We start from the raw sequence: 21,960 nt of genomic DNA, 5'->3' as shown, positions 1-21,960 counted from the left end.
GGGCTAGCTCGGTGACGATCCGCAACCTCGACGACCTGCTCGGCGAGGGGGTCTCGGGTCGGCGCGTGCTGGTGCGCGCCGACCTGAACGTCCCGCTCGACAAGCAGACCGCTGAGATCACCGACGACGGCCGGATCCGGGCCGTCCTGCCGACGCTGAGCGCGCTGGTGCAGGCCGGCGCGAAGGTGGTCGTCTGCTCGCACCTGGGCCGCCCGAAGGGCGCCCCGGACCCGCAGTTCAGCCTCCGCCCGGTGGCCGGGCGCCTCGGCGAGCTGCTCGGCGCCCCGGTGCACTTCGCCGAGGACACCGTCGGCGAGTCCGCCCGGTCCACGGTGGAGGGCCTGGCCGACGGTCAGGTCGCGCTGCTGGAGAACCTGCGGTTCAACAAGGGTGAGACCAGCAAGGACGACGCCGAGCGGGGCGCCTTCGCCGATCAGCTCGCCGCGTTCGGCGAGGCGTACGTGGACGACGCCTTCGGCGCCGTGCACCGCAAGCACGCCAGCGTCTACGACGTGCCGGCGCGGCTGCCGCACGTGGCCGGCCGCCTGGTGCTGCGCGAGGTGGAGGTGCTCTCCAAGCTGACCGGCGCGCCGGAGCGGCCGTACGTGGTCGTGCTGGGCGGCTCGAAGGTCTCCGACAAGCTGGCGGTGATCGAGGCGCTGCTGCCGACGGTCGACCGGCTGCTCATCGGCGGCGGGATGTGCTTCACCTTCCTCAAGGCCCAGGGCCACGAGGTGGGCACCTCGCTGCTGGAGGAGGAGATGGTGGAGACCTGCCGCAACCTCCTGGAGCGCTCCGAGGGCAAGATCATGCTCCCGGTCGACGTGGTGGCCGCGGACGCCTTCGCCCCGGACGCCGCGCACGACACGGTGCGCGCCGACGGCATCCCGAGCCACCGGCTCGGGCTGGACATCGGCCCGGAGACGGTGGCCGGCTTCGCCGCCGCGATCTCCCAGGCGAAGACCATCTTCTGGAACGGGCCGATGGGCGTGTTCGAGATGCCGGCCTTCGCCGCGGGCACCCGCGGGATCGCCGAGGCGATCACCAAGACCGACGCGTTCAGCGTGGTCGGCGGCGGAGACAGCGCCGCCGCGGTGCGTTCGTTGCGCCTGGACGAGACCGATTTCGATCACATATCGACCGGTGGCGGGGCGTCCCTGGAATACCTCGAGGGCAAGAAGCTCCCGGGCATCGCGGCGCTGGAGGACTGATGGCGAGCATCACCCGCCGGCCGCTGATGGCCGGCAACTGGAAGATGAACCTGAACCATCTCGAGGCCAACCTACTGGTGCAGAAGCTGGCCGCGAGCCTCAACGAGAAGCAGCTCACCGACGTCGAGTGCGTGGTGCTGCCGCCCTTCACCGACCTGCGTACCGTGCAGACCGCGGTGGACGGCGACAAGCTGCTGATCGGGTACGGCGCGCAGGACCTGTCGCCGTACCAGTCGGGCGCGTACACCGGCGACATCGCCGGGCCGATGCTGGCCAAGCTCGGCTGCACGTACGTGGTGGTCGGGCACTCGGAGCGGCGGCAGTACCACTACGAGGACGACGCGATCGTCAACGCCAAGGTGGCGGCGGCGCTGGCCAACGGGCTCACTCCGATCCTCTGCATCGGTGAGGGGCTGGAGATCCGGGAGCAGCTGCGGCACGTGCCGCACTGCTGCGACCAGCTCGACGGCGCCCTGCGGGGGCTCACCGCCGAGCAGGTCACCAAGGTCGTCGTCGCGTACGAGCCGGTCTGGGCGATCGGCACCGGCAAGACGGCCACCCCGGAGGACGCCCAGGAGGTCTGCGGCGAGGTGCGCAAGCGCCTGGTCGAGACCTTCGACCAGGCCACGGCGGACCAGGTACGGGTCCTCTACGGCGGGTCGGTGAAGTCGTCGAACGTGGCGTCGATCATGGCCCAGCCGGACGTGGACGGTGCCCTGGTCGGGGGCGCCAGCCTGGACGCCGAGGAGTTCGCGAAGATCTGCAGGTTCCCGGAGCACACCGCCCGCTGATCGCTCGCTATCCTTGACTCCGCCCGTCCACCGGTCGAGGCCGCCGTGCCCGATCTGTCCGGGCGAGGATCGTAACGAGAGGACTGACCCCAGCCATGCCGATCTGGTTCGCATACACGTTGATCGTGTTGCTGGTCATCACGAGCGTTCTGCTCACCATGCTGATCCTGCTGCACCGAGGTAAGGGCGGCGGGCTGTCCAGCATGTTCGGCGGTGGGGTCAGCTCGAGCCTGGCCGGCTCGTCGGTGGCCGAGAAGAACCTCGACCGCTACACCGTTCTGGTGGGCATCGTCTGGTTCGCCTGCATCGTCGGGCTCGGCCTCTGGCTCCGGCTCCAGGTCGGCAGCGGCTCCTGAGCGAGGCATTCACGCCGTACAATCTGCGCGCGGTCCGTCACCGACGGACCGCGCGCAGTTCTTTTTCCGCTGCACCGCGTCGCCCGCCGCCCGCACCGGGCGGCGGTCCCCTCCGACGACAGGAGCGAGCAGCCGTGCCGAGTGGCAACGTCATCCGCGGCACCCGGATCGGGTCCGGCCCCGAGCGGCCCCCCGAACGGTACGCACCGGCTCCCCGCCAGGCGGTCACCTACTGGTGCCGCAACGAGCACCGGTTCGACATCCTGATCGCCGCCGAGGCCGAGCCGCCCGCGCTCTGGGACTGCCCGCGGTGCGGGCTGCCGGGCGGCCAGGACCCGGCCGACCCGCCGGGCCGCGCCCGCACCGAGCCCTTCAAGACCCACCTGGCGTACGTGAAGGAGCGGCGCACCCCGGAGGAGGCGGAGGCGATCCTCGCCGAGGCCCTGGCCGCGCTGCACCGCCGACGCGGCCGGGCGTGACCCGCCGGTGCCGTCCACGGCTGGGGCGTGGGCCGGGGCGACGTCCTGAGCATGGCGATCGTGTGGCACGAGCCGACGTCGTCCGACCGCCCGGCCAGGGCGGCGACATGCAACGAGCGTGACACCTCAGAGTCATACATGTGCCTCTGAGGTGTCACGCTCGCATCGATCACTGCGTCGCGAGGACCCGTTACGGCCTGGGCGAGCCAACCGGACCATCGCGCTCGGCGAGCGCCGTCGGCAGGGCCGGTCCGGGCGGCCGGCTAGCGCAGGCTGCGGAAGCGCGGCGGCACGTCGGCCGCCGCGGCCCGGTCCAGCAGCCATCGGGTACGCGCGACACCGTGCACCCCGGCGGCGGGCAACTGCACCGGCCCCGCCCCGGCCAGCGCCATGCCGACCGCCCGGGCCTTGTCCGCGCCCCCGGCGACCAGCCAGACCTCCTCCGCCGTGTTGATCGTGGGCAGGGTGAGGGTGGTCCGCACCGGCGGCGGCTTCGGGCTGCCCCGCACGGCGCTCACCGGCCGGTTGTCGTGGTGCACCGGGTGCTCCGGGAAGATCGAGGCCACGTGACCGTCCTCGCCCACCCCGAGCATCAGCACGTCGAAGTGGGGGAGGGTGGCGTGCCCGGGCCCGGCGGCCCGGGCCAGTTCCTGCGCGTAGCCGGCGGCGGCGGCCTCCGGGTCGTTGCCGGCCGGCCCGTCCGAGGCGGGCATCGGGTGCACCCGGGCCGGGTCCAGCGGCAGCGCGTCGAGCAGGGCCGCCCGGGCCTGGGTCTCGTTGCGCTCCGGGTCGCCGGCCGGCAGGAACCGTTCGTCGCCCCACCAGACATCCACCCGCGACCAGTCGACCGCGTCGTGCGCCGGCAACGCCGCCACCGCCCGGTACACCGCCGCGGCGATCCGCCCGCCGGTCAGCACGACCGAGGCGGCACCCCGGTCGGCCTGCGCGTCGAGCAGACTCACCACCAGCCGGGCCGCGACCGCCTGCGCCAGCAGGTCGGCATCGGCGTGTACGGCGACACTCGCCTCACTCATCCCTGTGCCTTCGTTCTTCCGACCGCCACGCGGTCATCCCTGTGCCGTCGCGCCGGCATGCGCGGTGACCCCGGCCTCGGCCCGCTGGGCCGTCGCCGGGTCCTTCCAGACGTGCACCCGCCCGGCGGGGCGCTGGTCCAGCCCGGAGAGCCCGGCCGCCGCGCCGAGCGCCTCGGCGTACACCTGGTCGGCGTCGAGCCGGCGCAGCTCCTCGGCCAGCTCGTCGCCGAGCGGCCGGCGGACCAGCGGCAGCGTCCGGTCGTCCTGGCCGGTACGCCGGAAGATGGCGATGCTGTCGTCCCGGCTGAGGGTCAGCTCGTCACCGTTGGCGCAGCGCAGCTGCACCTCCCGCATCCGCGGGTAGTCGTCGGTGTGCTCCCAGACCGGGTCGATGCCGAGCCGGGCCGTCAGCCAGCCGCGCATCAGCGCCGCCGTGGGGTCGGTGCGCGGCGCCACCACGGTCGCCTCGGTGACCCGGGCCTGGGTGGTGTCGAACGCGCCCGCCACCAGCGTGCGCCACGGGGTGATCCGGGTCCAGGCCAGGTCGGTGTCGCCGGGGGCGTAGTCGGCGGCCCGCTGCCGCAGCGCGGCCACCGGGTCGACGGCCTGCGCGGCGTCGGTGATCCGCCGGTCGGCCACCACGCCGAGGAAGTCGGTGGCGATCTCGGCCGGCGGTTCGCCGTGCCACCACGTCACCACCGGCACGTCCGGCACCAGCAGCGGCATCACCACCGACTCGGCGTGCAGGGCGAGCCGGCCGTACATCCGGGTCACCACCGCCTCGCACGGGCCGAGCCGGCCGCCGACGACGATCTCGGCGTCCAGCCGGTTGCGGTCCCGCTCGACGTCGGAGCGGACCACCACGACGATCCGGCAGGGGTGCGCGGCGGCGGCGATGGTCGCCGCCGCCTCGGCCTCGCGGACCCGCTTCTCGTCCACCACGACGATCAGGGTCAGGGCCATGCCGCTGGCCACCCCGCCGGCGCTGCGCCGCTCGGCGGCGAGCGCCTTGACCACCTCGTTGCCGGTGGTGTCCCACAGCCCGATCACTGAAGCCTCCTGGTTCGCATCCTCTGCTCGCTCACGCCCGCCGCCACGCCCGGCCCTCGCGGGCCAGCATCTCGTCGGCGGCGCGCGGGCCCCACTCACCGGCCCGGTACGGCTCCGGTTTCGTTCCCTCCCAGGCGTGCTCCAGCGGGTCCACGACCTGCCAGCTCTGCTCCACCTCGGCAGCGTCCGGGAAGAGCGTCCGGTCGCCGATCAGCACGTCGAGCACCAGCCGCTCGTACGCCTCGGGGCTGGACTCGGTGAACGCCTCGCCGTACTGGAAGTCCATCGCGATGTCGCGGACCTCCATGGTGGTGCCGGGCACCTTGGAACCGAACTTGAGCACCACGCCCTCGTCCGGCTGGACCCGGATGACCAGCTGGTTGGGGCCGAGCGACTCCATGTCGGCGGCGTTGAACGGCAGGTGCGGCGCCTTCTTGAACATGATGGCCACCTCGGTGACCCGTCGGGGCAGCCGCTTGCCGGCCCGGATGTAGAACGGCACCCCCGCCCACCGGCGGTTCTGGATGCCCAGCTCCACGGCGACGTACGTCTCGGTGGTGGAGGTCTCCGGGACGCCCTCCTCCTCCAGGTAGCCCTTGGCCCGCTCGCCGCCCACCCAGCCGGGCAGGTACTGGCCGCGCACGGTGCCCCGCTCGACGTCCTTCGGCAGGGTGATGGCCTTGAGCACCTTCAGCTTCTCGGCCCGGATCTCGTCGGCGTCGAAGCTGGTCGGCTCCTCCATGGCCACCAGGGCCAGCAGCTGGAGCAGGTGGTTCTGGAGCACGTCACGGGCGGTGCCGACCGAGTCGTAGAACGCGGCCCGGGTGCCGATGCCGACGTCCTCGGCCATGGTGATCTGCACCGAGTCGACGTACTTGGAGTTCCAGAGCGGCTCGAACAGGTTGTTGGCGAAGCGCAGGGCCAGGATGTTCTGGACCGTCTCCTTGCCCAGGTAGTGGTCGATCCGGAAGACGTCCTGCCGGGTGAAGACGTCGTCGACCAGGTCGTTGAGCGCCTTGGCCGAGGGCAGGTCGTTGCCGAACGGCTTCTCCACCACGACCCGCCGCCAGCCGCCGGACTTGGCGTTGTCGGCCATGCCGGTGCGGGCCAGCTGCTTGAGCACGACGGGGAAGGCCGCCGGCGGGATGGAGAAGTAGAAGGCGGCGTTGCCGTGGATGCCGTGGGTGTCCCGCAGCTCGTCCAGGGTGGCGGCCAGGTGGTCGAAGGCGGCGTCGTCGTCGAACGAGCCGCCGACGAACTTGATGTTGCCGGCCAGCCGGGCCCACACCTCGTCCCGCCAGGGGGTGCGGGCGTGCTTGCGGGCCGCCTCGCAGGCCAGGGTCTCGAAGTCGCCGTCGCCCCAGTCCCGGCGGGCGAAGCCGAGGACCACGAACCCGGGCGGTAGCAACCCTCGGTTGGCCAGGTCGTACACCGCCGGAAGCAGCTTCTTGCGCGCCAGGTCGCCGGTGACCCCGAAGATCACCAGAGCGCACGGCTCCGGGATCCGGGGCAGCCGACGGTCCTGCGGGTCGCGTAGCGGGTTCGCCGGGCCACCCTCGCCCGACGTCTGCGCGGTCGGCACGCTCGGCCCACTCCTCGCGCTCACGGTGTCTCCTCGCTCCGCTGGGGGATTTTCGTCAATCATCGTCACGTCAGTGTCCGTCCGGCCACATCGAGCAGCTGGGCCAGGCCCGCCGCCCGCTCGGTCAGGTGCAGCCGCAGGACCGGCCGGCCGCGGTCGGCCAGGGCCTGCCGGTCGCCCGCGGCCTGGGCCGCCTGAAGTTCTGCGAAGGAGTACGGGCGTCCGGGCACCGGCAGATCATCGGTGACCGCCCCGGTCACCTGGAGATGAGCGCCGACGGCCGGACCGCCCTTGTGGTACTGGCCGGTGGAGTGCAGGAACCGCGGTCCCCACCCGAAGGTCACCGGCGCCGCGGTGGCCCGGGCCAGCAGCGGCCGCAGCCGGGCCGCGTCGGCGTCGGCGAGCCGATCGAGGTACGCGGTGACGGCGAGGTACCCGTCGCCGGGCACCTGGTCGAGCAGCCAGCGCAGCGCGCCGGCCAGGTCGGCGGGGGCACCCGCCGGGGCGTACACCTCGATGGCGCCCTCGGTGGACGACGGCGGCTGCGCCGGCGCCCCCTCGGCCAGGACGCGTTCGGTGGTCCGCTTGGCCCCGGCGACGTCCGGCTGGTCGAACGGGTCGACGCCGAGCGCCACGGCGGCGACCGCGACGGCGTATTTCCAGGCCAGGAAGTGCGCGCCGAGCGGGCCGTTGACGGCCAGGTCGGGCACGCACCCGCCGCCCGGCACGGCGTCGGGGGGCAGCGCGCCGCCGTAGGTCACGGTCAGCACGCCGGCACCGGAGGCCCCCGGGGCGCCCGGCGACTCGACCACCACCGGCAGGATTCCCAGCCCGGTCTTGCCGGTCGACTCGGCGATCAACTGCTCGGCCCAGTCACCCAGGCCGTCGATGCCGGTGCCGTCGGAGACCAGCACGACCCGGTCCCGGCCGTCGGTCGCGGCGGCGGCCAGCGCGGCCCCCAGCGCGAGCGCCGGATTGTCCCGATCCCGGTCCAGCGACCCGGCCAGCGCCTCGGCGTCGTCGAGCAGCGCGGTCACCTCGACGCCGGCCAGCGCGGCCGGGACCAGCCCGAACGCGGTCAGCGCCGAATACCGGCCACCCACCTCCGGGTCGGCGTGGATGACCACCACGCCCATCTCGGCGGCGGTCTCCTCCAGCGGGGAACCCGGGTCGGTGACCACCACGAAGTGTCGGGCCGCCTCCGCCTCGGTCATCCCGGCGTCCAGGAACGCCTGCCAGTACGCGCGCCGGTGACTGTCGGTCTCCACCGTCGAGCCGGACTTGCTGGCCACCACCACCACGGTGCGCTCCAGCCGGTCGGCCAGCGCCGCCCGGACCTGGCCCGGGTCGGTGGTGTCCAGCACGGTCAGCGGCCGGCCGGTGGTCCGGGCGATCACCTCGGCGGCGAGCGACGAGCCACCCATCCCGGCCAGCACCACGTGGTCCAGGTCGGCCAGCTCGGCGGCCAGCTCGGCGAGCTGGGGGAGCAGTTCCCGACTACGCCGGTGGGTGTCCAGCCAGCCGAGCCGGCTCTTCGCGCCGGCCTGCGCCGCCGGGCCCCACAGGGTCGGGTCCTTGCCGGCCAGCCGGCCGGGGACACCGGCCGCCACCAGGGCTGCCCGGGTGGACGTGGCGGCGGCCCGGTCGACCGCGTCCGCCCCGTGCACCGCGAGCCCGGCGGCCGCCTCCACGCCGGCGAGCAGGTCGGTCACGCCGGCCTCCCGATCGGTGGCCGGGCGCGGGGGAGCGCCCCGGGAAACCCCGGGGCGCCACCGTCGCGCATCGTCACGCGTTGCCTCCGGCCTGCTGGGCGGCCTGCGCGTTGCCCTTGGCGGCCTTGTTCGGCGCGCCGGCGCCCTTCGCCGCCTCGGCCAGCGACTTCTTCACGCCCTCGAGCAGCTCCAGCCAGCTGGCCTCGAACTTCTCCACGCCCTCGCGCTCCAGCGTGGCGATCACGTCGGACATGTCGACGCCGACGCCCTCCAGGTCGGTGAAGACCTTGCGGGCGGCGTCGTACGAGCCGGTGATGGTGTCGCCGCGGGTCTCGCCGTGCTCGGCGTAGGCGTGGATCACCGACTCCGGCATGGTGTTGACCGTGCCGGGCGCGATCAGCTCCTCGACGTAGATGACGTCGCGGTAGTCCGGGTTCTTCGTCGAGGTGGACGCCCACAGCGGCCGCTGCGGGTGGGCGCCCGCGTCGGCCAGCTTCTGCCAGCGGTCGGAGGAGAAGACCTCGCCGTAGCGCTCGTACGCCAGCTGGGCGTTGGCCACGGCGGCCTTGCCGCGCAGCGCCTTCGCCTCGTCGGAGCCGAGCTTCTCCAGCCGCTTGTCGACCTCGGTGTCGACCCGGGAGACGAAGAACGACGCCACCGAGCCGATCTTGGACAGGTCGTGGCCGTTCGCCTTGGCCTGCTCCAGGCCGGCCAGGAACGCCTCCATCACCTGCGAGTAGCGGTCCAGGCCGAAGATCAGGGTCACGTTGACGCTGATCCCCTCGGCCAGGGTCGCGGTGATCGCCGGCAGGCCCGCCTCGGTGGCCGGGATCTTGATGAAGAGGTTGGGGCGGTCCACCAGCCACCACAGCGCCTTGGCCTCGGCGACGGTCTTCTCCGTCTCGTCGGCCAGCCGCGGGTCCACCTCGATGGAGACCCGGCCGTCGACGCCGTTGCTGCCGTCGTACGACGGGCGCATCACGTCGCACGCCCACCGCACGTCGTACGTGGTGAGCATCCGTACGGCCTCTTCGACCTCGATGCCACGGGTGGCGAGGTCCTTGAGCTGCCAGTTGTACTCCGTGGCGTCGCTCAGCGCCTTGGCGAAGATGCTCGGGTTGGTGGTCACCCCGGCCACGTGCTTCTCGCGGCGGAGCTGGTCCAGCCCGCCGGAGCTCAGTCGTACCCGGGAAAGATCGTCGAGCCAGACCGCCACTCCCGCGGCGGTGAGCTCACTCAGCCTGTCCGTCATGCCGTCCACGCTCCCCTCAGTTGCCGGTCGTGAAACCGGTGATGTCGCCCACCCGGGTCAGCGCCGCGTGCGCGGCGGCCACGATCCGGTCGGGGGTGAACCCGAACTGCTCGAAGAGCACGGTGTGCGGGGCGCTGGCGCCGTAGTGCTCCAGGCTGACGCTCTCCCCGGAGTCGCCGACGATGCCCCGCCACGACATGGCGATGCCCGCCTCCACGCTCACCCGTGCCTTTACCCCGCGCGGCAGCACCGACTCCCGGTACGCCTCGTCCTGCTCGAAGAACCACTCCTGGCAGGGCATCGAGACCACCCGGGTCGGGGTGCCGTCGGCCTCCAGCCGCTCCCGGGCGGTCAGGCAGAGCTGCACCTCGGAGCCGGTGCCCACGATGATCACCTGCGGCTTGCCGTTGGACGCCTCGGCCAGCACGTAGCCGCCCTTGGCGGTGCCCTCGGCGCCGGCGAACTCGTCCCGGTCGATCGTCGGCAGCGGCTGCCGGCTCAGCGCCAGCGCGGTCGGCCGGTCGGTGTGCTCCAGCGCCTGCCGCCACGCCCAGGCGGTCTCGTTGGCGTCGGCCGGGCGGACCACGTCCAGGCCCGGGATGGCCCGCAGCGCGGTCAGGTGCTCCACCGGCTGGTGGGTCGGGCCGTCCTCGCCCAGGCCGATCGAGTCGTGCGTCCAGACGTACGTCACCGGCAGCTTCATCAGCGCGGCGAGCCGCACCGAGGGGCGCATGTAGTCGCTGAACACCAGGAAGGTGCCGCCGTACACGCGGGTGCCGCCGTGCAGGGCGATGCCGTTCATGATCGCGCCCATGGCGTGCTCACGGATGCCGAAGTGCAGCGTGCGGCCGTACTCGTTGCCCGGGAAGTCCTTGGTGGCGTGGCCCGCCGGGATGAACGACGGCTCGCCCTTCATGGTGGTGTTGTTGCTCTCGGCCAGGTCGGCCGAGCCGCCCCACAGCTCCGGCAGCACCGGCGCGAGCGCCTCCAGCACCTTGCCGGAGGCGGCCCGGGTGGCCACGCCCTTGGCGTCGGCGGGGAAGGTCGGCAGCGCGTCGGTCCAGCCCTGCGGCAGGGTACGGGTGGCCATCCGGTCGTAGAGCGCCTTGCGCTCGGCGTTCGCGCCGGCCCACGCGTCGAAGGCGGTGGTCCACTCCCGCTCGGCGGCCTCACCACGGTTCAACACCTGGCGGGCGTGCTTGAGGACCTCCTCGTCGATCTCGAAGGTCTTCTGCGGGTCGAAACCGAGGATCTGCTTGGTGGCGGCCACCTCGTCGGCGCCGAGCGCCGAGCCGTGGATCTTGCCGGTGTTCTTCTTGTTCGGCGCGGGCCAGCCGATGATGGTGCGCAGCGCGATGAAGGACGGGCGGTCCGTCTCCGCCTTGGCGGCCAGCAGCGCCTGGTAGAGCGCCTCGACGTCCTCGTGGTAGTCGCCCTGGTCGGCGTCGCCGGTGCGCCAGTCGACGGTCTGCACGTGCCAGCCGTACGCCTCGTAGCGGGCCGCTACGTCCTCGCTCTTGGCGATCCGGGTGTCGTCCTCGATCGAGATCTCGTTGTCGTCGTAGATCAGGCAGAGGTTGCCCAGCTGCTGGTGGGCGGCGAGCGAGCTGGCCTCGTGGCTGATGCCCTCCTCGATGTCGCCGTCGGAGGCGATGCACCAGATGTCGTGGTCGAAGACCGACGCGCCCGGCTCGGCCTCCGGGTCGAACAGGCCGCGCTCGCGGCGGGCCGCCATCGCCATCCCGACCGCGTTGCCCAGACCCTGGCCGAGCGGGCCGGTGGTGGTCTCGACGCCGGGGGTGTGCCCGTGCTCGGGGTGACCCGGGGTGAGCGAGCCCCACTGGCGCAGCGACTTCAGGTCGTCCAGGGCCAGCGGATAACCGGAGAGGAAGAGCTGGATGTAGAGGGTCAGGCTGGAGTGGCCGGCGGAGAGCACGAACCGGTCCCGGCCGGGCCAGTTGGGGTCGGCCGGGTTGTGCCGCATCACCCGGTTGAACAGCAGGTACGCCGCCGGCGCCAGGCTCATCGCCGTGCCGGGGTGGCCGTTGCCGGATTTCTCCACGGCATCCATGGCCAGTACGCGTACGGTGTCCACGGCTCGGCGGTCGAGGTCGGACCAGTTCAGAGCGGAGTGCTCTCGTCGGTTGGCAGCCACGATGGTTGTGCTCCTCGGCAGATGGGCGGAACCCTCACTGATGACCCTATCGAGCGTCCCTAAACGTGCGCCCGGGGATCGGGGGACGCCCTTCAGCTACGTACCGTGGTGGTCAAGCGTTCAACCGGATTGTGACGGCCCGCACCGTTCTCGGGTCGCCCGGGCAGCCAAAACGACGGCGCGTAGTCTGTGTGGCGGTGTGTGGACCGCGCAGCGGGCCCCCGCCGACCCGATCTCCCCTGCCGATGCCGGAAGGTGGCAATCCGTGAGCATGATCACCGAGCGCCCCGTCAGCAGTTCTGCCGGGCAGCCGCCGGTGCGCACGGTGCCCGAGGGGGCCTCGGTCGGCCGGCGGGACGTCCGCGCCGTGATCGCGGCGTACGTGGCGCTGACCAAGCCCCGGATCGTCGAGCTGCTGCTGGTCACCACGGTGCCGGCGATGATGCTCGCCGAGGGGGGCCTGCCCTCGCTGTGGCTGATGGCCGTGGTGCTGGTCGGCGGCTCGCTCGCCGCCGGCGCCGCCAGCGTCATCAACTGCTACATCGACCGGGACATCGACCAGCTGATGCGGCGCACCAAGCGTCGGCCGCTGCCGGCGCACACCGTGTCGCCGCGCAACGCGCTGGTCTTCGGCCTGGTGCTCGCGGCGGTGTCGGTCGTGCTGATGCTGGTGTTCACCAACCTGCTGGCCACCGCGCTCACCCTGGCGGCGATCGTCTACTACGACGTCGTCTACACCCTCTGGCTCAAGCGGACCACCACCGCCAACACGTTCTGGGGCGGCGCCTGCGGCGCGGCGCCGGTGCTGATCGGCTGGGCGGCGGTGACCGGATCGCTGGCGCCGCAGGCGTGGGTGCTCTTCGGCGTCGTCTTCTTCTGGCAGATGCCGCACTTCTATCCGCTGGCGATGAAGTACAAGGCCGACTACGCCCGCGCCGGCATCCCGATGCTGCCGGTGGTGGCCTCCGCCCGGCGGGTCAACGCCGAGATCCTGATCTTCGCCTGGCTGACCGTGGCCACCTCGCTGGCGCTCTGGCCGCTCGGGATGAGCGCGATCTACGGAGTGCCGACCCTGGTGGTGGGGGCGATCTTCCTGCTCGAGGCGCACCGGCTCTGCCGCCGGGTACGCCGGGGAGAGCCGGAGAAGCCGATGCGGCTGTTCCACTGGTCGACGACGTACCTGACGATCCTCTTCGCGGCCGTCGCGCTCGACGCCCTGATCTGATCCGGGACGGCCGCCGCCCCGAGGTTCGGGCGCAGAGGTGCGCGTAGCGCCTACAGATCTGAGAGCGTCAACGACTCACGCCGGACGAGTCGTTGACGCTCTCAAGTCTGTAGCGACTCAGTCGTCAAGGTCCCTCGGCCGTGCGACGACGGCCCTCGTTGCCGAATGGCGGGCCGACTCGGGCAGCCGTGACCCCGAGGTGCCGCATTGTGGGCCGCTTCCGGCGTCGTTCGCCCCGACCTGCCGCGTCCCGCGCTCACTGTCGGTCGGAGCCGTACCGCCGCGCCCGATGTCAATGTGAATCAGGAATTATTTTTCGCTCACGCTCCGTCGTTATAACCTGGACACATGGGGGCGAAGCGCGCCACCGGTTTCGTCCGGCTTTATCCGACAAGTCCGGGCCAATCACCTGTGGTCTTCCTTAAACCTGTAGGTAATTGGCATCACAAATAGTTCACGGTTCTCCCACCCGTCACCCTCGCTCTGCTTAGGCTTCGCGTCATGGCAGATGGTTCCGATTCGACGCTGACGGCTGAGCAGACCGCTGAGCAGGCCCCCAACGGCCTGGTCTCGGGCATCAAGTCGTTCGCCGCCGGCCACGGTGGCGCCAAGGCGGTCATCGAGTACGTCGGCAAGCGTGGCGCGCGGATCGTCCTCGTGGGTGAGGACGGCACGTGGGCCGACCAGTTCGCGGACGACACGGTCGTCGCGCGGCAGGCGTGCGCCAAGGCAGGGGTGACCGTCGAGAACGCCTGGGAGCGGGAACTCATGGACCAGATGCGTCCGAGCAACGACCTCTGGCGGTCGATGGCCCGGCGCACGATGGCCCGTTGAACATAAATTGACCGACCACCACCACCAGTCGACCCGGGGGGAACCCCGGGTCGCTCTCGTCACCTGCACCGACCTGGCCGACCTCGACCCGGACGACCGCCTGGTGCTCGGCCCGCTGGCCGATCGGGGCGTCGCCGCCGAGCCGGCCGTCTGGGACGACCCGGGCGTGGACTGGGCCGGCTACGACCTGGTCGTGCTCCGCTCCCCGTGGGACTACGCGCTGCGCCGCGACGAGTTCGTCGCCTGGGCGGCCACCGTGCCGACCCTGGTCAACCCGGCCGACGTGGTGCGCTGGAACACCGACAAGCGCTACCTGGGCGAGCTGTCGGCGGCCGGGGCGCCGGTCGTACCGACGTCCTGGGTGACGCCGGGGCAGAGCTGGCAGCTCCCCGCCGACCGCGGCGAGTACGTGATCAAGCCCGCGGTCAGCGCCGGCAGCCAGGACACCGGCCGATACGACCTGGCCGATCCGGGGCACCGGGAGCTGGCCGCCGCGCACGTGCGGCGACTCTCGGCCGCCGGCCGGGTCACCATGGTCCAGCCGTACCTCGACGCGGTGGACACGGCCGGGGAGACCGCGCTGCTCTTCCTCGCCGGGCCGGGTGGGCTGGCCTTCAGCCACGCCATCCGCAAGGGCCCGATGCTGGACGGCCCGGACCTCGGCGTCGAGGGGCTCTACAAGGCCGAGGAGATCAGCCCGCGGGCCGCGACGCCGGAGCAGCTGGCCGTGGCCGGGCGGGTCCTCGCGGCGGTGCCGGGCGGCCGGGAACGGCTGCTCTACGCCCGGGTCGACCTGATTCCCGGCGCGGACGGCACGCCCCTCCTGGTGGAGCTGGAGCTGACCGAGCCGAGCCTGTTCATCGGGTACGCCGACGGTGCCCCCGACCGGCTCGCCGAGGCCATCGTCGACCGGCTGCGGGCCACGCGCGGCTGACCCGGACTCAGCCGTCCTCCTGGTGGTTGCGCTGCCAGTGCCCGCCCACCGGCGGGGTGTCCAACCGGACGGCGCCCTCGGCGTTGCCCACGAAGTCGTTGTCCTCCACCCGGCAGGACAGGCAGCTGCCCCGCTCGGTGACCCACAGCCCGTAGGTCTGGGTCTGGTCGTCCCGGTGGTCCCAGATCCGGTTGCCCCGCACCGTGGCGGAGTCGAAGGCGGCGGCGACGACGATCCCGGCCCGTACCGACGGCGGCGCCGGGAGGTCGTAGCGGGCACCGGGTGGCGGGGTGTCCTCGTTCCAGCCGGTGGAGGCGTCCGGCCGTACCGGGGCGAGGTTCAGCTCGCTGTCGGTGTTGCCGGCGATCACGGCCGCCCGTGAGCCGACCTGGACGACCTTGCCGCGGTGTCCGTCCCGGGTCCAGGTGGCGCTGCTGTCCACCATCCCGCGGTGGCCGTAGCGCACCGACTCCCCGGCGCCGCCGGCGGCCGGGGCGCAGCGGCGGCCGTTGTTGCGGATCCGGTTGTTGACGATCGTGGCGTCGGTCATCGGCCGGTCGACGCGGATGCCGTCCAGGCCGTTCTCCCAGATCTCGTTGCCGTCGAGCACCACGTCCGCGGCGGCGCCGCCGAACCCGTGCCCGGGCCGTACGCCCAGGGTGTGTTCGTGGTAGCCGTGGCCGCCGTTACGGCTGATCCGGTTCCCCCGGATGGTGTACGGCCCGGGGGAGTCGCCCATGCTGATCCCGTCGCCGACGTTCCGGTCGACGACGCAGTCGGTCAGCAGCCCGCCGCGCCCGGCCACCCCGGCGGTGCCGTTGGCCGAGACGTCGAAGCCGGCCTCCAGGTTGTCGGTCAACGTGCAGGCCGAGACGATCAGCCCGTCGGTGCCCCAGTCGGAGATGCCGAACCGGTTGTCCTGGCTGTGGCAGCCCACGATGCGGTAGCCGCGCGGCGGGGTCCACCAGGGCTTCTGGAGCTCCAGGAAGATCCCGTTGGTGCCGTTGCCGACGGTGGTGCAGTTGGCGATGGTGAGCCGTTCCACCTCGCCCCAGCCGCCCACGCCGATGCCGATCCCGGCGCCGCCCATCTGCTCGCCGTTGTCCAGCCGCCCGCAGCCGACGGCCACCACGCCGTGGATCAGGCTGTCCTGGAGGAAGTCGCAGCCCAGGCCGCTGGCGCCGGTGTGGTGGATGTAGAGGTTCCGGAACACGCCCCGGACCATGTACTGGATGCCGAGCCCCTTGGCGAGGTAGCAGTACTCGACCTGGCCCACCCCGGAGCCGTCGATCTCGAAGTCGGCGAAGGTGCAGTCGGCGATGTGCCGTTCCCGACCGGCGCCGTGCTGCACGACGGTCCAGTAGGCCAGCGGCACCGGTTCGGCCCGGTTGCCCTCGTTGCTGAGCAGGAACCGGGTGGCGGCCGGGCCGGCGCCGATCAGCGACACGCCGCTGCGCCACACCGTGCCCGCGTCACGGATCGAGTAGATGCCCGGTGGGCACCAGATCACCCGGGCCCGGCCGTCCGCCGCGTACCCGTCGCCGAGCCGGTCGACCAGCGCCGACAGCGCCGGCTGGTCGTTGGTGACGCCGTCGCCCTTGAGGCCGTGATCCCGCGCGTCGCACCACAACGGGGCCCCGGCGACAGGGGTGAGGCGTTGCGGGACGGCGGTGGACAAACCCCTGCTCGACACGGGCGCTCCCCTCGGCGGACGGCTGCCTCCGCCGGGTTCCCGCCGGTCGCGGGGGATAACGCCGCGCTCAGACGGCGGCGGTGACCGGCTCGGCGGCCGGCGCGGCCTGCGCCTCGACCGGCGCGGGACGCCGTTCCCGGGTGGCCCACAGGACCGACAGGGTCGCCAGCAGCACCAGGCACGAGCCGAGCATGTGCGCCCCGACCAGGACCGCGGGCAGGTGGGTGAAGTACTGCACGAACCCGATCACGCCCTGGCCGAGCTCCACCGCGACCAGCACCAGCGCCGCGCGGGCGGCACCGGCCGCGCCCACCGCGCGGAAGGCGAAGACCAGCGCCACCGAGAGGCCGATCAGCAGGAACACCCCGTCCGCGTGGACCTGTGAGATCGCCTCCGGAGCCAGCCCGTTGCGGGCGGCGCCCTGGTCGCCGGCGTGCGGGCCGCTGCCGGTCACCCAGGTCCCGACGACCAGCACCGCCGCACTGACCACCGTGGTGAGCAGGGCCAGGGCGCGCAGCGGCGCCGGCACCACGGCCACCGTCGGCCCGTCCGGCTCGCCGGAGCGCTTCCACAGCGCGTACGCGGCGGCGATGACCACCATCGAGGCGAGGAAGTGCAGCCCGACCACCCAGGGGTTGAGGTTGGTCAGCACGGTGATTCCGCCGATCACCGCCTGCGCCGGGATGCCGAGGAATACCGCGAGGGCCAGCCCGAGCAGGCCCTTGCGCCGCCGTGGCTGGGCCAGCACGGCCAGCACGGTGGCCAGGGCGATCAGCCCGACGGCGAAGGTGAGCAGGCGGTTGCCGAACTCGATCACCCCGTGCACGCCCATCTCGGCGGTGGTGACGTACGACGCGTCGGTACACCGGGGCCACGTCGGGCAGCCCAGGCCGGACGCGGTGAGCCGGACGGCCCCGCCGGTGACCACGATCGCGACGTTGGCGATGATCGAGGCGAGTGCCAGGCGGCGCAGCATGGTGGCGGGGACCGGGAACCGGACGGATCGCTTCACGCAGCGAATCCTACGCACCGTAGTTGATCCCGATCGGGTGACTCCGCCGACCCGGTGGTCGGGATCACCGGGACCCCGGTTTGCGGCCCTTCCGCGAATTACGTAACGTTGGCGTTGTGAAAAACGCGGCGGCGCTCTCCGAGCAGCAGCCGGTGACCGATCCGGTCACCGGTGGCGCCGGCGCGGCGGCTGCCGACCTCTCCACCCGCGATCGGGTGACCCAGCTGCTGCTGGAGCAGGGGGCGACCACCGCCGCCCAGCTCGGCTCGGCGCTGGGGCTCAGCCCGGCGGCCATCCGCCGGCACCTCGACGCGATGCTCGCCGACGGCGACGTGCTGGCCCGGGAGCAGACCGTGCGGGGCAGCCGCGGGCGCGGCCGACCGGCCAAGGTCTTCCTGCTGACCGACGCCGCGCGGGTCCGCTGCGGCACCCACCACTACGACAACATGGCCACCGCCGCGCTGCGGTGGATCGCCCGCACCGGGGGGCCGCAGGCGGTGGAGAAGTTCGCCGCCGAGCAGGTCGCCGCCCTGGAGGCCCGCTGCCGGGCCGCCATGGAGGACGCGGACGACTCGCCGATGGCCCGGGCGGAGGCACTCGCCGGTGCCCTCACCAGCGAGGGCTACGCTGCCAACGCGTCCACGATCGCCTCCGGCGGCCAGCTCTGCCAGCACCACTGCCCGGTGGCGCACGTGGCCGCCGAGTTCCCCCAGCTGTGCGAGGCCGAGACGGCGGTCATCTCCCGTCTGGTCGGCACCCACGTGCAGCGCCTGGCCACCATCGCGCACGGCGACGGGGTGTGCACCACGCACATCCCGGCCCAGCCGCGTGCCCAGTCCGGTAACACCGTCACCACTGTGAGGACAGATAGATGACCGAGCAGATCGTCCAGCCCCTGACCCAGGAGGAGCAGCTCGCCGCCCTCGGTCGCTACGAGTACGGCTGGTCCGACCCCGACGTCGCCGGGGCGGTCGCCCAGCGCGGCCTCAGCGAGGCGGTGGTGCGGGACATCTCGGCGAAGAAGAACGAGCCGGCCTGGATGCTCGACCTGCGCCTGAAGGGCCTGCGGCTGTTCGGTCGCAAGCCGATGCCGGCCTGGGGCGCCGACCTCACCGGGATCGACTTCGACAACATCAAGTACTTCGTGCGGTCCACCGAGAAGCAGGCCACCAGCTGGGAGGACCTGCCGGAGGACATCAAGAACACCTACGACCGGCTGGGCATCCCCGAGGCGGAGAAGCAGCGGCTGGTCGCCGGTGTCGCGGCGCAGTACGAGTCCGAGGTCGTCTACCACAAGATCCGTGAGGACCTCGAGGAGCAGGGCGTCGTCTTCCTCGACACCGACACCGCCCTCAAGGAGCACGAGGACATCTTCAAGGAGTACTTCGGCACGGTGATCCCGGTCGGCGACAACAAGTTCGCCGCGCTGAACACCTCCGTGTGGTCCGGTGGCTCGTTCATCTACGTGCCGAAGGGCGTGCACGTGGAGATCCCGCTCCAGGCGTACTTCCGGATCAACACCGAGAACATGGGCCAGTTCGAGCGGACGCTGATCATCGTCGACGAGGGCGCGTACGTGCACTACGTCGAGGGCTGCACCGCGCCGCTCTACTCCTCCGACTCGCTGCACAGCGCGGTGGTGGAGATCGTGGTCAAGAAGAACGCCCGTTGCCGCTACACGACCATCCAGAACTGGTCGAACAACGTCTACAACCTGGTCACCAAGCGCGCCGTCTGCCACGAGGGCGCGACCATGGAGTGGGTCGACGGCAACATCGGTTCCAAGGTCACCATGAAGTACCCGGCGGTCTACATGACCGGTGAGCACGCCAAGGGCGAGGTGCTCTCGGTGGCCATGGCGGGCGAGGGCCAGCACCAGGACGCCGGCGCCAAGATGGTGCACGCCGCGCCGCACACCTCCTCGACGATCGTCAGCAAGTCGATCGCCCGGGGCGGCGGCCGCACGTCCTACCGTGGCCTGGTGCAGGTGCTGGAGGGCTCGCACCACAGCCGCAGCACGGTCAAGTGCGACGCGCTGCTGGTCGACACCATCTCCCGCTCGGACACCTACCCCTACGTCGACATCCGTGAGGACGACGTGTCGATGGGGCACGAGGCGACCGTCTCCAAGATCAGCGACGACCAGCTCTTCTACCTGATGAGCCGGGGCCTGAGCGAGGACGAGGCGATGGCGATGATCGTGCGTGGCTTCATCGAGCCGATCGCCAAGGAGCTCCCCATGGAATACGCCCTGGAGCTCAACCGCCTGATCGAGCTGCAGATGGAGGGCGCGGTCGGCTGACGCCGCCGTTCCCGCGTGGCGGGCCGGGGATCCCGGCCCGCCGCACCCGGCCCAGACCTCGTCCTCACGGAACAGACAGACCAAGGAAGAGATGACTACCCAGGCTTCCGCGCCGCCCAGCACCAAGTCGCAGGCGCTCCGCTCGTACGACGTCGCCGACTTCCCGGCCCTCACCGGCCTGGAGGAGGAGTGGCGGTTCACCCCGATCAAGCGCCTGCGCGGCCTCACGGACGACGCCCCGGTGACGACCGGCGCGGTCCGGCACGAGTACGGCGACCTGCCCGAGGGCGTGACCGTGTCGCGCATCGGGAAGGACGACCCGCGGATCGGCAGCGTGCTCACCCCGGTCGACCGGGTCAGCGCGCTCGCCCACGGCGCGGCCGACGGGGCGCTGCTGGTCGAGGTGGCCCGGGACGCCGTGGTGGCGGCCCCGGTGACCCTGCGGGTGGTCGGCGACGGCGCCGACGCGGTGGCCTTCGGGCACACCTTCGTCGCGGTGGGCCGGTTCGCCGAGGTGACCCTGGTGCTGGAGCACGTCGGCTCGGCCACGCTGGCCGACAATGTCGAGGTCGAGGTGGCCGACGGCGCGAAGCTGACCCTGGTCACCGTGGCCGACTGGGCGGCCGACGCGGTGCAGGCCCAGCACCTGAAGGTCAAGCTGGGGCGCGACGCGAAGGTCAGCCACATCCAGGTCAGCCTGGGCGGCGACCTGGTCCGGCAGAACACGACCGTGGAGTACACCGGCCGCGGTGGCGAGGCCGAGCTGTACGGCCTCTACTTCGCCGACGGCGGCCAGCACCTGGAGCACCGGCAGCTGGTCGACCACAACGTGCCGGACTGCCGCAGCTACGTCGGCTACCGGGGCGCACTCCAGGGCGACGAGGCGCACACCGTCTGGGTGGGCGACGTGCTGATCCGGGCCGAGGCGACCGGCACCGACACGTACGAGATCAACCGGAACCTGCTGCTCTCCGACGGCGCCCGGGCGGACTCGGTGCCCAACCTGGAGATCGAGACCGGCGAGATCGCCGGCGCCGGCCACGCCAGCGCGACCGGCCGCTTCGACGACGAGCAGCTGTTCTACCTGATGGCCCGGGGCATCCCGGAGGGCGAGGCCCGCCGCCTGGTGGTCCGCGGCTTCTTCGCCGAGCAGATCAACAAGATCCCGGTCGAGGAGCTGCGCGAGCGGCTCGGCGACGCGATCGAGGCCCGCCTGGCGAAGGCCGGCGCCTGATGATCCGGATCTGCTCCACCGAGGACGTGCCGAAGGGCACCGTGATCCGGGCCGAGGTCGACGGCGTCGCGCTGGCGTTGGTACACGGCGAGGACGGCGGGTTCTACGCCGTCTACGACGAGTGCTCGCACGCCGCCGTGGCCCTCTCCGAGGGCGAGGTCGAGGGCTGCACGCTGGAATGCTGGCTGCACGGATCCCGTTTCGACCTGAGGACGGGTGAGCCCACCGGGCTGCCCGCCACCGAACCCGTACCCGTCTATCCCGTCGAAGTTCGCGACGGCGACATCTACGTCAGTCTGACGCCGAGCAATGGAGTGACCCGCTGATGAGCACCCTGGAGATCCGCGACCTGAAGGTGTCGGTCAAGCTGCCCGAGGGTGAGCTCAAGCCGATCCTGGCCGGCGTCGACCTGACCGTGCGGTCGGGGGAGACCCACGCGATCATGGGCCCGAACGGCTCCGGCAAGTCGACCCTGGCGTACTCGATCGCCGGTCACCCCAAGTACGAGATCACCGGCGGCTCGGTGACCCTCGACGGCGAGGACGTGCTGGCCATGTCCGTCGACGAGCGGGCCCGCGCCGGCCTCTTCCTGGCCATGCAGTACCCGGTCGAGGTCCCCGGCGTCTCGGTGGCCAACTTCCTGCGTACCGCGAAGACCGCCATCGACGGCGAGGCGCCGAAGCTGCGCACGTGGGGTGGCGAGCTGCGCGCCGCCATGGAGAAGCTCCAGATGGACCCGGCGTTCGCCCAGCGCAACGTCAACGAGGGCTTCTCCGGCGGTGAGAAGAAGCGGCACGAGATCATGCAGTTGGAGCTGCTCAAGCCGAAGATCGCCGTCCTCGACGAGACCGACTCCGGCCTCGACGTCGACGCGCTGCGCGTGGTCAGCGAGGGCGTCAACCGGGTCCGTGGCGCCGGTGACACCGGCCTGCTGCTGATCACCCACTACACCCGGATCCTGCGCTACATCAAGCCGGACTTCGTGCACGTCTTCGTCGCCGGCCGGATCGTCGAGCAGGGCGGCCCGGAGCTGGCCGACAAGCTCGAGGCCGAGGGCTACGAGCGGTACGTCGCCGGGGCCGGTTCGGCGCGGGCCTGAATCCG

General features: G+C 72.0%; 20 protein-coding genes. 12 read left to right on the top strand and 8 right to left on the bottom strand.

Going from position 1 to position 21,960, the window contains the following annotated elements:
• The first annotated feature begins 11 nt into the window (after nucleotides 1-11).
• The 4 genes from GA0074704_RS21920 (at nucleotide 12) to GA0074704_RS21905 (ending at nucleotide 2,837) form a co-directional block, all read left to right on the top strand.
• Entirely contained in the window at nucleotides 12-1,211 is a 1,200-nt protein-coding gene (locus tag GA0074704_RS21920; protein WP_088972244.1) for a phosphoglycerate kinase, read from the top strand.
• Nucleotides 1,211-2,002, top strand: a complete 792-nt coding sequence (gene tpiA, locus GA0074704_RS21915) for a triose-phosphate isomerase (protein WP_088972243.1) — start codon at nucleotides 1,211-1,213, stop codon at nucleotides 2,000-2,002. Before GA0074704_RS21920 ends, tpiA begins: the two co-directional genes overlap by 1 nt.
• A gap of 95 nt (nucleotides 2,003-2,097) precedes the next feature.
• Complete coding sequence (gene secG, locus GA0074704_RS21910) at nucleotides 2,098-2,358, top strand: preprotein translocase subunit SecG (RefSeq protein ID WP_088972242.1); 261 nt, start codon at nucleotides 2,098-2,100, stop codon at nucleotides 2,356-2,358.
• Between the two features lie 134 nt (nucleotides 2,359-2,492).
• Nucleotides 2,493-2,837, top strand: coding sequence for an RNA polymerase-binding protein RbpA (locus GA0074704_RS21905; protein ID WP_088972241.1), 345 nt, complete (start codon nucleotides 2,493-2,495; stop codon nucleotides 2,835-2,837).
• Nucleotides 2,838-3,100: 263 nt separating this feature from the next.
• Here GA0074704_RS21905 and pgl read toward each other — a convergent pair whose 3' ends face one another.
• The 6 genes from pgl to tkt all read right to left on the bottom strand — a co-directional run bounded on the left by pgl (nucleotide 3,101) and on the right by tkt (nucleotide 11,622).
• Nucleotides 3,101-3,871: a 6-phosphogluconolactonase gene (gene pgl, locus GA0074704_RS21900; protein ID WP_088972240.1), complete on the bottom strand. Its 771-nt coding sequence runs from the start codon at nucleotides 3,869-3,871 to the stop codon at nucleotides 3,101-3,103.
• 33 nt (nucleotides 3,872-3,904) lie between these two features.
• Complete coding sequence (locus tag GA0074704_RS21895; RefSeq protein WP_088972239.1) at nucleotides 3,905-4,921, bottom strand: glucose-6-phosphate dehydrogenase assembly protein OpcA; 1,017 nt, start codon at nucleotides 4,919-4,921, stop codon at nucleotides 3,905-3,907.
• A gap of 31 nt (nucleotides 4,922-4,952) precedes the next feature.
• A complete protein-coding gene (gene zwf, locus GA0074704_RS21890) occupies nucleotides 4,953-6,503 on the bottom strand; it encodes a glucose-6-phosphate dehydrogenase (RefSeq protein ID WP_088972238.1) in 1,551 nt (516 codons plus the stop codon).
• 65 nt (nucleotides 6,504-6,568) lie between these two features.
• Nucleotides 6,569-8,215 (bottom strand): glucose-6-phosphate isomerase, encoded by a 1,647-nt coding sequence (locus GA0074704_RS21885; RefSeq protein WP_088972237.1) that lies wholly within the window; start codon nucleotides 8,213-8,215, stop codon nucleotides 6,569-6,571.
• A gap of 73 nt (nucleotides 8,216-8,288) precedes the next feature.
• On the bottom strand, nucleotides 8,289-9,467 hold the full coding sequence (gene tal, locus GA0074704_RS21880; RefSeq protein ID WP_088973876.1) for a transaldolase: 1,179 nt from the start codon (nucleotides 9,465-9,467) through the stop codon (nucleotides 8,289-8,291).
• A gap of 16 nt (nucleotides 9,468-9,483) precedes the next feature.
• Complete coding sequence (gene tkt / locus GA0074704_RS21875; protein WP_088972236.1) at nucleotides 9,484-11,622, bottom strand: transketolase; 2,139 nt, start codon at nucleotides 11,620-11,622, stop codon at nucleotides 9,484-9,486.
• A 265-nt stretch (nucleotides 11,623-11,887) separates the two neighbouring features.
• Between tkt and GA0074704_RS21870 the strand changes: the two genes are divergently transcribed.
• From GA0074704_RS21870 to GA0074704_RS21860, 3 genes are all read left to right on the top strand, one after another.
• Nucleotides 11,888-12,847 (top strand): heme o synthase, encoded by a 960-nt coding sequence (locus tag GA0074704_RS21870; RefSeq protein WP_088972235.1) that lies wholly within the window; start codon nucleotides 11,888-11,890, stop codon nucleotides 12,845-12,847.
• A 501-nt stretch (nucleotides 12,848-13,348) separates the two neighbouring features.
• Nucleotides 13,349-13,681 (top strand): hypothetical protein, encoded by a 333-nt coding sequence (locus GA0074704_RS21865; RefSeq protein WP_088972234.1) that lies wholly within the window; start codon nucleotides 13,349-13,351, stop codon nucleotides 13,679-13,681.
• Between the two features lie 7 nt (nucleotides 13,682-13,688).
• Nucleotides 13,689-14,615, top strand: coding sequence for an ATP-grasp domain-containing protein (locus tag GA0074704_RS21860; RefSeq protein WP_088972233.1), 927 nt, complete (start codon nucleotides 13,689-13,691; stop codon nucleotides 14,613-14,615).
• Nucleotides 14,616-14,622: 7 nt separating this feature from the next.
• Here the strand turns inward: GA0074704_RS21860 and GA0074704_RS21855 are convergent, their stop codons facing one another.
• Together GA0074704_RS21855 and GA0074704_RS21850 are read right to left on the bottom strand one after the other, a co-directional pair.
• Complete coding sequence (locus tag GA0074704_RS21855) at nucleotides 14,623-16,308, bottom strand: right-handed parallel beta-helix repeat-containing protein (RefSeq protein WP_088972232.1); 1,686 nt, start codon at nucleotides 16,306-16,308, stop codon at nucleotides 14,623-14,625.
• 67 nt (nucleotides 16,309-16,375) lie between these two features.
• Nucleotides 16,376-17,338, bottom strand: coding sequence for a COX15/CtaA family protein (locus GA0074704_RS21850; RefSeq protein WP_172880698.1), 963 nt, complete (start codon nucleotides 17,336-17,338; stop codon nucleotides 16,376-16,378).
• Between the two features lie 98 nt (nucleotides 17,339-17,436).
• Between GA0074704_RS21850 and GA0074704_RS21845 the strand changes: the two genes are divergently transcribed.
• From GA0074704_RS21845 to sufC, 5 genes are all read left to right on the top strand, one after another.
• Nucleotides 17,437-18,195, top strand: a complete 759-nt coding sequence (locus tag GA0074704_RS21845) for a helix-turn-helix transcriptional regulator (protein ID WP_088972230.1) — start codon at nucleotides 17,437-17,439, stop codon at nucleotides 18,193-18,195.
• Nucleotides 18,192-19,622, top strand: a complete 1,431-nt coding sequence (sufB, locus tag GA0074704_RS21840) for a Fe-S cluster assembly protein SufB (RefSeq protein WP_088972229.1) — start codon at nucleotides 18,192-18,194, stop codon at nucleotides 19,620-19,622. The genes GA0074704_RS21845 and sufB overlap by 4 nt, the downstream gene beginning before the upstream one ends.
• Nucleotides 19,623-19,713: 91 nt before the next feature.
• A complete protein-coding gene (sufD, locus tag GA0074704_RS21835) occupies nucleotides 19,714-20,856 on the top strand; it encodes a Fe-S cluster assembly protein SufD (RefSeq protein WP_088972228.1) in 1,143 nt (380 codons plus the stop codon).
• Complete coding sequence (locus tag GA0074704_RS21830; RefSeq protein WP_088972227.1) at nucleotides 20,856-21,182, top strand: non-heme iron oxygenase ferredoxin subunit; 327 nt, start codon at nucleotides 20,856-20,858, stop codon at nucleotides 21,180-21,182. Before sufD ends, GA0074704_RS21830 begins: the two co-directional genes overlap by 1 nt.
• On the top strand, nucleotides 21,182-21,955 hold the full coding sequence (gene sufC / locus GA0074704_RS21825) for a Fe-S cluster assembly ATPase SufC (protein WP_088972226.1): 774 nt from the start codon (nucleotides 21,182-21,184) through the stop codon (nucleotides 21,953-21,955). The genes GA0074704_RS21830 and sufC overlap by 1 nt, the downstream gene beginning before the upstream one ends.
• Nucleotides 21,956-21,960 lie beyond the last annotated feature (5 nt).

This window comes from Micromonospora siamensis (assembly GCF_900090305.1).
GTDB classification, from domain to species: domain Bacteria; phylum Actinomycetota; class Actinomycetes; order Mycobacteriales; family Micromonosporaceae; genus Micromonospora; species Micromonospora siamensis.
This window is presented reverse-complemented; position numbering and strand designations above follow the sequence as displayed.

Coding starts and splice junctions, on each gene's coding strand:
- tpiA (WP_088972243.1), top strand. CDS start 1,211: ATGGCGAGCATCACCCGCCGGCCGCTGATGGCCGGCAACTGGAAGATG.
- secG (WP_088972242.1), top strand. CDS start 2,098: ATGCCGATCTGGTTCGCATACACGTTGATCGTGTTGCTGGTCATCACG.
- pgl (WP_088972240.1), bottom strand. CDS start 3,871: ATGAGTGAGGCGAGTGTCGCCGTACACGCCGATGCCGACCTGCTGGCG.
- tal (WP_088973876.1), bottom strand. CDS start 9,467: ATGACGGACAGGCTGAGTGAGCTCACCGCCGCGGGAGTGGCGGTCTGG.
- GA0074704_RS21865 (WP_088972234.1), top strand. CDS start 13,349: ATGGCAGATGGTTCCGATTCGACGCTGACGGCTGAGCAGACCGCTGAG.
- sufB (WP_088972229.1), top strand. CDS start 18,192: ATGACCGAGCAGATCGTCCAGCCCCTGACCCAGGAGGAGCAGCTCGCC.
- sufD (WP_088972228.1), top strand. CDS start 19,714: ATGACTACCCAGGCTTCCGCGCCGCCCAGCACCAAGTCGCAGGCGCTC.
- GA0074704_RS21830 (WP_088972227.1), top strand. CDS start 20,856: ATGATCCGGATCTGCTCCACCGAGGACGTGCCGAAGGGCACCGTGATC.
- sufC (WP_088972226.1), top strand. CDS start 21,182: ATGAGCACCCTGGAGATCCGCGACCTGAAGGTGTCGGTCAAGCTGCCC.